At 39.5% G+C, this 11,894-nt stretch carries 10 protein-coding genes; 5 read left to right on the forward strand and 5 right to left on the reverse strand.

The genetic code is table 11. From position 1 onward, the window contains the following. Positions 1-104 precede the first annotated feature (104 nt). Positions 105-1,124, reverse strand: a complete 1,020-nt coding sequence (locus tag BFP71_RS10800; RefSeq protein ID WP_069835483.1) for a helix-turn-helix domain-containing protein — start codon at positions 1,122-1,124, stop codon at positions 105-107. A 157-nt stretch (positions 1,125-1,281) separates the two neighbouring features. Here BFP71_RS10800 and BFP71_RS10805 point away from each other — a divergent pair, with 157 nt between their 5' ends. Next, positions 1,282-2,625 (forward strand): sodium-dependent transporter, encoded by a 1,344-nt coding sequence (locus BFP71_RS10805; RefSeq protein WP_069835484.1) that lies wholly within the window; start codon positions 1,282-1,284, stop codon positions 2,623-2,625. A 167-nt stretch (positions 2,626-2,792) separates the two neighbouring features. Here BFP71_RS10805 and BFP71_RS10810 read toward each other — a convergent pair whose 3' ends face one another. From BFP71_RS10810 to BFP71_RS10820, 3 genes are read right to left on the reverse strand one after another with little or no spacing between them, the layout of a single operon-like run. After that, positions 2,793-3,626, reverse strand: coding sequence for a hypothetical protein (locus BFP71_RS10810; protein WP_069835485.1), 834 nt, complete (start codon positions 3,624-3,626; stop codon positions 2,793-2,795). Positions 3,627-3,636: 10 nt separating this feature from the next. Further along, positions 3,637-4,395, reverse strand: a complete 759-nt coding sequence (locus tag BFP71_RS10815; protein WP_141719739.1) for a hypothetical protein — start codon at positions 4,393-4,395, stop codon at positions 3,637-3,639. A gap of 35 nt (positions 4,396-4,430) precedes the next feature. Further along, complete coding sequence (locus BFP71_RS10820; protein WP_222843484.1) at positions 4,431-6,137, reverse strand: hypothetical protein; 1,707 nt, start codon at positions 6,135-6,137, stop codon at positions 4,431-4,433. Positions 6,138-6,289: 152 nt separating this feature from the next. On the opposite strand from BFP71_RS10820, the gene BFP71_RS19170 reads away from it, so the two are divergent. Continuing rightward, positions 6,290-6,571: a UBP-type zinc finger domain-containing protein gene (locus BFP71_RS19170; protein ID WP_088124994.1), complete on the forward strand. Its 282-nt coding sequence runs from the start codon at positions 6,290-6,292 to the stop codon at positions 6,569-6,571. 4 nt (positions 6,572-6,575) lie between these two features. After that, entirely contained in the window at positions 6,576-6,854 is a 279-nt protein-coding gene (locus tag BFP71_RS10825; RefSeq protein ID WP_069835487.1) for a GNAT family N-acetyltransferase, read from the forward strand. On the opposite strand, the gene BFP71_RS10830 is transcribed toward BFP71_RS10825, so the two are convergent. After that, on the reverse strand, positions 6,851-8,398 hold the full coding sequence (locus BFP71_RS10830; RefSeq protein ID WP_069835488.1) for a hypothetical protein: 1,548 nt from the start codon (positions 8,396-8,398) through the stop codon (positions 6,851-6,853). The two genes, BFP71_RS10825 and BFP71_RS10830, sit on opposite strands and share 4 nt — an antisense overlap. Positions 8,399-8,604: 206 nt before the next feature. Here BFP71_RS10830 and BFP71_RS10835 point away from each other — a divergent pair, with 206 nt between their 5' ends. Both BFP71_RS10835 and BFP71_RS10840 read left to right on the forward strand, forming a co-directional pair. Beyond that, on the forward strand, positions 8,605-10,320 hold the full coding sequence (locus BFP71_RS10835) for a SulP family inorganic anion transporter (RefSeq protein WP_069835489.1): 1,716 nt from the start codon (positions 8,605-8,607) through the stop codon (positions 10,318-10,320). Positions 10,321-10,408: 88 nt separating this feature from the next. Continuing rightward, positions 10,409-11,818 (forward strand): MBL fold metallo-hydrolase, encoded by a 1,410-nt coding sequence (locus tag BFP71_RS10840; RefSeq protein WP_069835490.1) that lies wholly within the window; start codon positions 10,409-10,411, stop codon positions 11,816-11,818. Positions 11,819-11,894 lie beyond the last annotated feature (76 nt).

Below are 11,894 nucleotides of genomic sequence, written 5' to 3' on the forward strand. Positions count from 1 at the left end.
AAATTTTTGAGTTCAATCGAATTACGCTGATCTCTATTCATTTGTGCCATTATTTGGGTCTGTAGAGGTCTTTGATGATCAATCTGGAGTTATTTCGCCAAAAATTAAGCCTGAATAGACTTCTTGTAAGCGGCTGGCGTAACAGATGTTACTTTTTTAAAGGCTTCGAAAAATGCTGACTTTGAGTTGAAACCTGCTTCAAAACCGATGCCTTCAAGCGACAATTCATCTCTCACTTCTATTAATCGTTTGGCTTCATTTACTCTATAATTTCGGATAAAATGGGAAAAGCCATGCTCATACTCTTCGTTAAGAATTCTTGATAAAATATGTCGAGACATGTTAACTTGCTTGGCCAGGTCATCCAATTTCAGTTTTGGATCTAGAAACGGTTTGTCCGACTCCATGTAGTGCTCAACATCGGCTAATAATTTCTTACCATTTTCTAGTGGGGGCGGAGTACCATTTTTTGGTGTGATGGATTTTTTAGCTAGGAGTTTTCTCCCCGCTAGATAGTAGAAACTGATAGAGAAAATAATGGAACCCCAGATGTATGTAAATCCTCTAACGTATAGAGCTGTTTGATAAGTTATGGTGATAAAAATGATCGAGATAGCGATGCCTATAACGTATCGTTCTTCTTCAGATAATTGCCTAGGCGATCGCCATAGCTTGCTAAAAACTGCCCTGTTTTCATATAGCCCTAAAAAAAGGAAAATGGCCCAGACTAAATAGATAGCTCTGACCATGTAAGCGTTCCAAAATTCTGGTTCAACACGGTAGGGGTATAATATACCCAATACAAGTGTAGCTAACCCAAAAAGCGCTAATATCAACATGTCAGACCTCTTATGAGCTTCTGAATTGTTCTGTATGGCTTTTGAGTACAGGTAGAAAAGCGGCCCAATAAAAACACAAGCAGAGAGGCCTATTTGTAAGATCAGTTTGTCTAGATTATCATTAAAGTGGACTAAAACAGATTTTCCAATTCTAATACAAAGTGCTAGAATCAAACCGCCAAAATATATATCGGCTACTCGTTTTACTTTCTTGACAAAAAGATAAATACTTAGGATAAATCCATTGATCACACCAAGACTAGCAAATAAGAAAAGCGCAGACATTTGAATCTATTAAGCAGAACTGGGTCTAAATTTAACTAAACCTAGCACACTCTGCTTTATGGAAACTGATAGTTACTTATGGCCTGTATAATTTGAATAAATATTGAATCATTTAATTAATTTGAACAAGTTGTAATCTCAATTAAAACAAAAGCCTATGGCATCCTCATCTCGCGATGAATTCAGTTCTTCATTTGGTTTTGTTATGGCTGCCGCTGGATCGGCTGTAGGGCTTGGTAATATTTGGGGTTTTCCTACTCAAACTGCTGAAAATGGTGGTGCCGCCTTCGTATTGGTTTACATTCTGTTAGCTTTTTTAGTTGGGTATCCGGTGTTGATGGCAGAATTTACAATTGGCAGGCACACTAGAATGGCACCCCCTGATGCCTATAAAAAACTAGGTGGAGGGCAATCTTATTTTATTATCGGGCTTTTAGGATTGGTCACAGTAGGCATAATCCTCAGTTTTTACTCCATCATAGCAGGTGGAATGGTTGCCTATTTCGTAGAACCTATTGGACGAATACTTGGCTTAGATGGTGTAGCAGATTGGGTGGTTTCCCAAAATACCACTAGCAACTTCGTCTTCATGACCATCTTTTTTCTTTTTACCCTCCTTATAGTTTCTGGAGGGGTGAGTAAAGGAATTGAAAAATGGTCGAAGCGATTTATGCCTTTGTTGTTTATGCTATTCATCGTTCTAGTGGTTTACGTACTCACCTTAGATGGTGCAATGGAAGGAGCAAGGGTTTACCTGCTACCAGATTTTGACAAGGTATTCGATCCTCAATTATTGACTAGTGCCATGGGACAAGCCTTTTTCTCGCTGTCGTTGGGTGTTGGTGGTATGCTTGTTTACGGCTCTTATACCAGTGACAAAGCTAATCTTACCCGCTTGGGCTGGTTGGTTACGCTTTGCGATATAGGAGTGGCTATTATTGCCGGCTTTCTGATTATCCCAGCCATGTATGCCGCCTCTAGTTTAGGTACCGAGATTTTTGACGCAAATGGTGCTCTGATATCAGGACCGAATTTGATTTTTCAAGTTTTACCTAGTTTGTTCGATTCCATGGGGCCAATTGGCGTTTTTGTGGCTTTTGTCTTCTTTTTGTTGATGAGTATAGCCGCTCTGACTTCCTCCATGTCTATGCTCGAAGCAGTAGTAGCCTATGTGGTCGATCGAACTCAAGTCCCGAGAAAGCGAGCTACTTGGTACACTGGTGGTGTGTTCTGGGTGATCGCCGTTGTGATCGTGTTCAACTATGAAGCTCTTTTTGGTTTAGTTGTGACAGCTGCCACAGAGTATGCACAACCATTTTTGGGACTAGCGATAGTGGTATTTGCTGGTTGGATTATTCGTAAAAATGTATTGTTGAACGAACTAAAGAAAGGACAGCCTGAGATTGAAAAGACGTTTTTCTATAAGATTTGGCCTATTTTTCTAAAAGTAGTTTGCCCTATACTGATCCTTCTGGTGTTTTTACAAACCTTTAATTTTTAGCAAGGAAAAGGGCATCACGCTCTATCCGTTTGAGGTTAGCATTGTTTATCTGCAGAGCGATCATAATACCGATGACCACAAGTCTTATTTCTCCTGCAGCGTAAAGGGGTTACTTACCTAGTTGCTTTTCATCATTGAGTCAAGTCTTGTCTTTCAGAAAAATTTTATCATTGGTTTTTTAGGGCTTCTTTTAACCTTGACTGCATGCCCAAGGCTATCATGTGATTGGAATCAGCAGCAACCACTTGATCAACAAGGTCACTAGCTTTTTGTAAGCTGTCCATGGAGATATAAATATTCGCCTGAACCATTTTGGGACTCAAAAAAGAAGGATCGGTCAAATTTTCGTTTAAAATCATGGCATAAGCCATTGCTCTATCCATATGACCTAACTCCAATTCTAAATCCGCTGCGTAGCTTAAATAAAAGCCTTTTGTCAGTTGATTGGCGGTGGCTAATAACTTAAGTGAATCCAAGGCCACCTGCGCACCATGATTGGCATGTAAGAACTCGATATATTCGGCTTTGAGGTAATCGTCTTGAGGGTATTTGCGGGCAAAAGCACCAAAGTTTTTCTCAGCCAAAAGCATTCTAGCTCGCGTACTTTCTTTCGTATTTGGAATGCCCATACCTCGGTTGTTAGCCGCTTTCATACTCAACATATTGACATCTAGCAACGATCTTTCATCTAAGGTTGCCAAATGTTTTGATGCTTCTAAATCGCTTAACAACTTTTGCCTTTCCGCTAAATTGCGCGTGATTCGTCCTACCATACTTTTTCCAAGCAACCAATCAGGATCGAATTCGATAGCTTTTCTAAACGCTATTTCTGATTCTGTCCACCTTCCGTTATCTAAGATTTCTTCCCAGCCTTTTTGAAAGTAGTATCTGGCAGAGTCGTTTTGTGTACCGTAATCATAGGAGTTATTTTTATTGCTAGAGTCGCAGCTTAAGAAACTGATAACTATGAGTATTAAAAATCCTACTGTCTTATAAGTCATTAGTTTGAATCTAGTTTTCGGCAAGAATTGCGTTGTTGTTGTTCTCTAAAATGTTGTCATTAATAACCTGAATAAGTTCCTCAATCTGCTCGGCTAAGGGCTTATAATATGTACGATTAAGAAAGTAAGAGACAATGAGGTAATCGACTAAAAAGTTTTCGAATTGCTCCAATTGCAAAATGCTTTGGTTTTGTCCTTTGAACTTAGAGTCGCCGATGACAAGCTTTTTTCCCAGGTTTGTATAAAAAGCACGTCTAACATTGCTATTTGTGTTTAGAAAATTTATCAGCGTCATTCTTGCCCGGTGAACCTCTTCTTGTTCTTGAAACTTTACTCTCACCAATTGAGCCTCCCAAGCACCGAGCGCTTTTTTTAATTCTGGGTCACTGAAGGTACCGAGTTTACCTGCATTTATGATTTCGGCTAGTACGCCGGGACTAGGACTAAACTGTGTCTCGTTCATGACTACTTTGTTTATCATGCCGTGAAACTCCGTTTCTGAAATTATTGGTGGTTTTGGTGATGTATAGGCTAAAAGCCTTTTAGTCGCCTCAATATTCATAGAGTCTCTTACAATCATTGTAGCTAGCCGTTCTTTATTGAATTCAAATTCTTCCTTTAGCGCTATTAGGTATTGTTGCTCCTCTACCTTCATTTTTTTGATTTGATTGTTATTATTGATGGCTACGGCTATCAAAATCCCTATAACCACCAAAACAATTTCACCTATAGCATAAAGTAAATACTTGCCGATCTTCTTTTCTGCCATAAGCTGTTGCCTGATTTTTCTAAAGAACTTAATCATTACTTCTGCTCAGCAATGTATTTCACTTGATCTTTGACTCCTGTCATTTCCCAATGTCCTAATGCAATAGGTATGTTCCCAATGCTATTCAACTGATCGAAGAACGACTTCAACTTAAATTCCTGCCCGTTTAACTCTTGAATTCTAGCATAATCTGCCATGGCAGCTTCCAATAGATATTTACCCGTAATGTAACTCGTGCCATAGCCTGGTTGGCGCAAATACAAATGCTGTTCAAAAATGAGTAGTTCCTTTTCAGTTTTCATCCAGCCTCTTGGTGTGTATTCAGAATGAATTCCGCCTGCTTCCTCCATGGTCATCTCATTGGCATGAGCGTATAAAGAGCCTAAGCCTCTTGCTGCACGTTGGGCGATCATGATGTAGACAATCTCTCTAACCCTTGGGTCATCATCATAAAGGCCTGAGTCCATAAACATTTCTTCAACTGCCGTGGCCGTTCCTTCGTTTCTTGAGTCAAAGATATTATAGAGAAGCGGGCCTCTTCTTACTTCACTTTTATGAGGTTCATTATCCATTCTGGCCAATTCAAACCAATGGTAAAAGTGAGAATACAGCGGTCGAGCATCATAGTGCATGCCAATCAAGAAGAAGTTACGTTTCTCGCGCGGTACATAAGAACCAAGGTGTGCTCGAAGCGCAGGTTCCCAATATGGTTCTACGGTAACGATATCCTCTTTCTCCAAAAAATTAAGGAAGCTTTTGGCAGATTTTTCCGCCATGGCATCATAGGCGGTAGGCGAATTGGCATCTTTAAGTTCAGGTAAGGCTCTATTTCTATGCTCCTCTAGTTTTAATGCAGACCATGCTCTGGCGAGCTCCCTTTTTAATATCATTACCTCGTCTTCCCATGTCAGCGGTACCAGGTGTACATTTTGTAAATACCAGGTATAATTGTCCCTACCTATACCAGATGGGCCTGTTTTAGATTTGCCTTCTTCTTCCAACCATTCGGAGAAGTCATCCGTTGAGGCGATCGCTTTATCTATGGCTTGGGTTAACTCTTCATGACTTGCAATCCCATCCCATGCTCGTATGGTTTTCAAGTTAGCCGATTGTGCTTTGATATCTCTGATGCCAGTAATCCACAAATCACGTGCATTACCAGTTAAGTTTCCTTTTGCCTGTTCGTTAAGGGAAGGGATCACTTCTAGCTCTTTTAAAAGCTTAGTTTTTGTCTCGCTGGTCAAAGGAAAGTCATAAGTCCAGATTTCTGTTGTGCCGTGATGTGTTGGGCCTTCATGTGCTGGTACATCACTTCTGGCCATCCACAATGACTTGTAAAAGGCTGGATCGCGAACCCATGGCTTGAGCACACGATAGTTAAAGTCATAGCCGTTCATTTCAGCCCAAATCACATGATAGTCCACTTGTTCGGCAGTAGACCAACCCGCAGTGTCCATGGAGACTAATCGCGATTGCAAAGTTTTGAACTCAGTATGTCGCTTCTCGAAAGTTGCCGCTGTGTAATCAGGTGCGCCATTCAAAAGGGGAGGATGCTCAAACGCCCGCCAATCTTTAAAAAGGATCACTAAATCGCCGTAAGATTTTGATGCCGCAGGATTTGCGGAGGAATACTCGCAACTCATTAGTCCTCCCACTAGCCATATTATCAGCAATTGAAGTAGAGATTTTTTGAAAATGGAGAGGTCTTTTGTACCCCATAATTGAGTTGAAATTAGTTTCATGGCAAGGTTGAATTAAAGGGTGAAATATAACGATTATAACAGTCACTTGGGTAGCACCATGAGCAGGGCTTTAATGTGCTTATGACCGAATCTTGAGGCACACTTCGTTCAAATTTTGATTAACTTGAAGGTTCTCTCCTGAACTTTTAGAAATGGCCATAAAACCTAAACTCTGTCAACACTTAGAAACTTTAGAAGTCAACCCGCCTGATAAATACGAATGTGAGGAATGTATCAAAACTGGAGATACTTGGGTGCATTTGAGAAAATGTCAAACCTGCGGCGTAACGCTTTGCTGCGATTCCTCGCCAAATCAGCATGCCCGGAAACATGCAGAATCACATACTGGCCATAGTGTCATTATATCTGCAGAGCCAGGCGAAAAATGGTCTTATTGCTTTGAGCATAGAAGCTTTAACCCGGAGGCCTACTAATTGAATGGAAAGTCGTTTGAAATCAGATGATTTGGGTGGAGAATTCCAAGTATGGGAAGGAGAGGCTAAAGTCGCATATATGATGTTCTCCAAACCGTTTGCTGATCGAATTATAATTCAACACACACAGGTAGATCAATCCCAAAAAGGAAAAGGGCTAGGGAAGTTGCTTTTCGATCAAATGATCGATTATGCCACCAAAAATGGGCTTTTGGTGGTGCCTCGATGTAACTTTACTCAGCGTATGTTCGAGAAATACCCTGAGTATAGAGGCTTGCTCTAGTTCAAATTTTTAGCGGCTTTTGATCTTTTAATTAATTCAACAAGTCTTTTCTCTTCATTAGTCCATTGAATGATGTGAAATGGGTATTTCTGGTCGGCGGCTCGATATGCGCTGTCCATTTCATAACGATCCCAGCGTGACTCTTTGTTTCTATAAGGGATATCAAAGTTTAACATCATAAACTCATTTTTAAGCTCTAAGTCGATAGAAAAGATTAGATCAAGAATTTTTATATAGTCATTGTAGAGGGTTTGTTCTGTTGAATTAAGGATGATTAAAAAATTTGAGTTATACCTCATTCGCAAGGCTTTGATTAGGTCTTTTGCCTTATTCCAATTGATAGTTTCATTATTGACCCGAATGCTACTATAAGTTAGGTCAATCTGTATTCGATTCGATTGTTTGACTTCGTTTAACCGATAGTATTCTGATTCAGGCAGGAAAATGGAGTGCTTGGAATAATCAATATTCTTTGCTGAATCTAAGAAGTTCTCAAACTTCGGATAGTAAGGGTATAAAAGGTCAGGGATACCTAATCTCTTAAAATATGGATATTGGCTTGGGTACTTTGAATTCTTGACTGCAGTAGAGTAAAATATTTTCCTAATGCCTAACCGCCTAAGTTCTTCTTTTAAGTTTCCAACATATTTCATTTTTACGTTTTTGTCGATATGTAGGTTGATATTGACAGAGGCGCGTTCAGTTTCATGAAAATTTTCTATTTCAATATTGTATTGTTGTTTTACTTCCGTGAATTGAACTTCGGTTTGAGCATCATTCCAATACATTCTCGGTTTGTTAGAGGCAGAGTCTTCAAGTACTAAATAAATATTAATAGTTCTTGATTGCCTTTCTATCAAACGCTGGTAATAGAATGTTCTTGGCACAACTAGTTTATTGGACAATTCAACTGATTTAGATTTGATGTTATCGTTTATCGTTTTATAGTCTAATAGGTTGATTTGAGCTAGACTGATGGAAGTGAAGCACACAATACCAAATGTTATTGCCATCCACTTGAGGCCAAATCTTCCTAAAGTTCTCGACATTGTCATCCATAAATTCATGAAGAGTGATAGAGGGATAAGAATAAAGAAAAGTGGGAATTCGCCCATCAAATCTATATCATACTGTAGCGGAATCGTTATAAACATAATCCCTAACGTGGTACCTGTTTTGGCAAAGAAGAAAAGAAATATGGAACTTAAAGAAGTAATATCATTGATAGCCTGTCTTTGCCTAAATCTCAGTTTTTTACTTTGATGATTTAAATTATTCTCAATGATAAACTTGAAACAAACTTGTAATCCAAAGATCACCGCGATGGAAGCAAAAAAGAGGTTGTATAGGAGGTTCTCTCTGGGAGAGAGTTCAAGTAGAGTCGTTCCACCGTACCAGCTTGTCATGATACGAAACGCTTCGCGGGCAATGTATAAGAGGCCATAAAAACTAATTGAGAATAAGAAACCCGCCATTATTCCAGTAGCAATAGTATACTTATCTAAGATGATTTTAGGTCTCAGAAATCCGCGTTCGAGTGTCATTAAAGAAGATGTTTATTCGATTTTGAATTATCAATAATGGACTTAATGATCGGTTCCTAGGTAATCTAAGCGAGTCATATCATCTACGATAAATAACCAGTCGATATATCCTACCAATTCGCTGTACTAGAGGTTTAGTAACTTTGGTTACTTTTAAATGATATGCATTGCTTTACTTTTGAGCAATCATTCAAACTAACTGGCGATTGAAGCAATTTTTCCCGATTCTTTCTTGGCTGCCTAATTATAAGAAAGCCTATCTCAGCAATGATTTATTTGCCGGGCTTACGGTTGGTATTATGCTTATTCCACAGGGCATGGCCTACGCTTTAATTGCAGGCCTACCACCGGTTTATGGTTTATATGCTTCGGTGGTGCCACAAATTATTTATGCGATTTTTGGTACGTCTAGACAGTTGTCGGTTGCTCCTGTAGCTATGGACTCTTTGCTCGTAGCGACGGGTATTTCCGTTTTGGCTACCGAAGGCTCCGAAGCTTATATCACTTTTGCCATTCTGTTGGCCTTTTTTATGGGTGTTGCACAGTTTACGCTCGGTGTGATTAGAATGGGCTTTATCACAAACCTTTTATCAAAACCAGTAATTAGTGGTTTTACTTCAGCAGCTGCCTTAATCATCGGTTTAAGCCAATTGAAATATCTTTTGGGCATAGAAGTAGCCAGAGCGAATGAAATTCATGTCGTATTGGCCAGCACCATAGAAAAGTTAGGAGATGTGCATTGGGCCACATTGATATTGGGTATTTCAGGAATTGTATTTATCAAGTTATCTAAGCGGTGGAATAAGAAAATACCAGGTGCGCTCATTGTTGTTGTAGCCGGCATTTTAGTCGTAATGGGTTTAGGACTTGATGAAAAAGGAGTGAGTGTAGTGAGAGAAATTCCACAAGGATTGCCAGCCTTTATCTTACCCGATTTATCACTGGAAATGATTGAAAAACTCTTACCGCTGTCGTTAACAATAGCTGTTGTGGCTTATATGGAGGCGTTTTCGGTGGCAAAAGCAATTGAGGCAAAGCGCCGTAATTACAAAGTAATTCCCAATCAAGAGTTAATAGCGCTAGGTGCTGCCAATATCGTAGGATCACTATTTCAAAGCTATCCAGTAACGGGAGGTTTTTCGCGATCGGCCGTGAATGAACAATCAGGTGCACAGACACCTCTAGCATCAGTGATCAGTGCTGGATTAGTGGCTTTAACCTTACTGTTTTTAACTCCCTTGTTTTATCATTTGCCTCATGCCATTCTCGCGTCCATTATTATGGTTGCTGTATCGGGGTTGATAGACATTAAGTACATTTTCACCCTTTGGAAAACGAATAAACTAGAATTGGTACTTCTTCTAGCTACAGGAGTCGTAACCCTTACCTTCGGCATGGTTCAAGGCATAGTCTCGGGGATTATTTTATCAATTCTACTACTGCTTTTCAAAGCGGCTAATCCGCATATAGCGTTTCTTGGAAGGGTAAAAGGGTTTACGGAATACAGAAATTTAAAACGTTTTAAAGACTTAGAAACGTGGGAGAATCTAATTGTTGTTCGAGTAGATGTCCCATTTGTATTTGTAAACATTCAGACGATCAAAGAAAGAATGATTCAAGCTGCTCTGAAAGGTGAGGGTAAACTCAAATATGTGATTTTAGATGCAGCTTCCGTAGTACATATCGATGCAACAGGAATCGTTGGCGTAAGGGATTTGATTGAGACCTTGAATGAAAAGGGGATAAGGCTTTTATTTGCAGAAGTAATCGGCCCAGTGAGAGATGCATTGCATATCAACGGGTTAGTGAATAACGACGAAGATCAGTCATTTTTTCTGACGACAGATGATGCTGTAAAGTATTGTTTGTCAGAAGATTATGAAAAGTTAAGAGATCAAATGGCACTGCAAACAAATGAGTAGTGTAACCAGAGTTACAGAGTAGTAATTGATTTGGAACGTATTTCGAATAAGTAATGTCTTTAAGACAGAGAAATTAAAGAAGAGAGTAATGAAAATCGAGCAAATTTATACAGGTTGTTTAGCGCAAGGTGCTTATTACATAGAAAGCAAAGGAGAGGTGGCTATCATTGATCCACTTAGAGAAACCGATACTTATTTGGCACGTGCTGAAAAGAGTAACTCAACAATAAAATATATTTTCGAAACGCATTTTCATGCTGATTTTGTTTCGGGACACTTAGACTTGGCCAATAAAACTGGTGCTACGATTGTTTATGGACCAGGAGCCAAAACTACTTACGATATTCACGAAGCGACTGACCAAGAGATTTTTGAATTGGGTGATGTAAAAATTAAAGTACTTCATACCCCTGGCCATACACCAGAGAGTTCTACCTATTTATTAATCGATGAAATTGGTAAAGAGCATGCAATCTTCTCGGGCGACACTCTATTTATCGGGGATGTAGGTCGACCTGATTTAGCAGTAAAATCTGATCTAACACAAGAGGATTTGGCTGGAATGCTTTTCGATAGCCTTAGAAATAAAATCATGAATTTACCGGATGATGTCATTGTATATCCAGCACACGGAGCTGGTTCGGCATGTGGTAAAAATATGAGCAAAGAAACGACAGATCTTCTCGGGAATCAGAAAAAAGTCAATTACGCCCTACGTGCAGATATGACAAGGGAAGAATTTATCAAAGAAGTTACCGAAGGTATTTTACCACCGCCACAATACTTTGCTAAAAATGCCATGCTTAATAAAACTGGTGTTGACAGTTTAGATAATGTGATAGCGAAAGGCAATGTTGCACTAGATGTGGAAACATTTGAGGCTATGGCAAATCACGAAGGCGCCATGGTTTTAGATACAAGACATCAGAAGAACTTTGTCAACGGATTTATTCCGAATTCGATTTTTATAGGAATTGACGGTGGCTTTGCACCATGGGTAGGGGCGCTAATTACCGACCTACAACAGCCAATTATTTTAGTGGCGGACGAAGGAAGAGAGGAAGAAATCATTACGCGATTATCTAGAGTTGGTTATGACAACACTTTGGGCTACTTAAAAGGTGGTTTTGAGGCATGGAAGAATGCTGGAAAGGAAATAGATACACTTGAATCCATTAGTGCGGCTACTTTAAAAGAACGTATGGCGGCTGATGATATCAATATTTTAGACGTAAGAAAGCCTGGTGAGTATTCTGCTGAGCACATCGAAAAGGCTAAAAGTATTCCGCTTGATTTTATCAGCAATGAAATGGGCCGAATCGATAAAGATAAAGAGTATCACGTGCATTGTGCAGGTGGTTACCGATCAGTGATTTTTGCCTCTATTTTAAAATCCCGCGGTTACGATAAAATAGTTGATGTAGCTGGTGGTTTCGCCGCCATCGTCAAGGAAGGGATTCCAGTTACTGATTTTGTGTGTCCTAGTACGCTCGACTAAGCAATAGAAAAACTCACCATTTTAGAGCTCATTAATAGTAGGTAATAATCTTCTAAGGTTGTTGTCTACGCCAAAT

This window comes from Roseivirga misakiensis (genome assembly GCF_001747105.1).
Classification (GTDB): domain Bacteria; phylum Bacteroidota; class Bacteroidia; order Cytophagales; family Cyclobacteriaceae; genus Roseivirga; species Roseivirga misakiensis.

What these genes read in the sequence shown, in the direction of transcription:
- BFP71_RS10815 (WP_141719739.1), bottom strand. Translation starts at nt 4,395, where the DNA reads ATGGCAGAAAAGAAGATCGGCAAGTATTTACTTTATGCTATAGGTGAA.
- BFP71_RS10825 (WP_069835487.1), top strand. Translation starts at nt 6,576, where the DNA reads ATGGAAAGTCGTTTGAAATCAGATGATTTGGGTGGAGAATTCCAAGTA.
- BFP71_RS19170 (WP_088124994.1), top strand. Translation starts at nt 6,290, where the DNA reads ATGGCCATAAAACCTAAACTCTGTCAACACTTAGAAACTTTAGAAGTC.
- BFP71_RS10840 (WP_069835490.1), top strand. Translation starts at nt 10,409, where the DNA reads ATGAAAATCGAGCAAATTTATACAGGTTGTTTAGCGCAAGGTGCTTAT.
- BFP71_RS10820 (WP_222843484.1), bottom strand. Translation starts at nt 6,137, where the DNA reads ATGAAACTAATTTCAACTCAATTATGGGGTACAAAAGACCTCTCCATT.
- BFP71_RS10800 (WP_069835483.1), bottom strand. Translation starts at nt 1,124, where the DNA reads ATGTCTGCGCTTTTCTTATTTGCTAGTCTTGGTGTGATCAATGGATTT.
- BFP71_RS10805 (WP_069835484.1), top strand. Translation starts at nt 1,282, where the DNA reads ATGGCATCCTCATCTCGCGATGAATTCAGTTCTTCATTTGGTTTTGTT.
- BFP71_RS10830 (WP_069835488.1), bottom strand. Translation starts at nt 8,398, where the DNA reads ATGACACTCGAACGCGGATTTCTGAGACCTAAAATCATCTTAGATAAG.
- BFP71_RS10810 (WP_069835485.1), bottom strand. Translation starts at nt 3,626, where the DNA reads ATGACTTATAAGACAGTAGGATTTTTAATACTCATAGTTATCAGTTTC.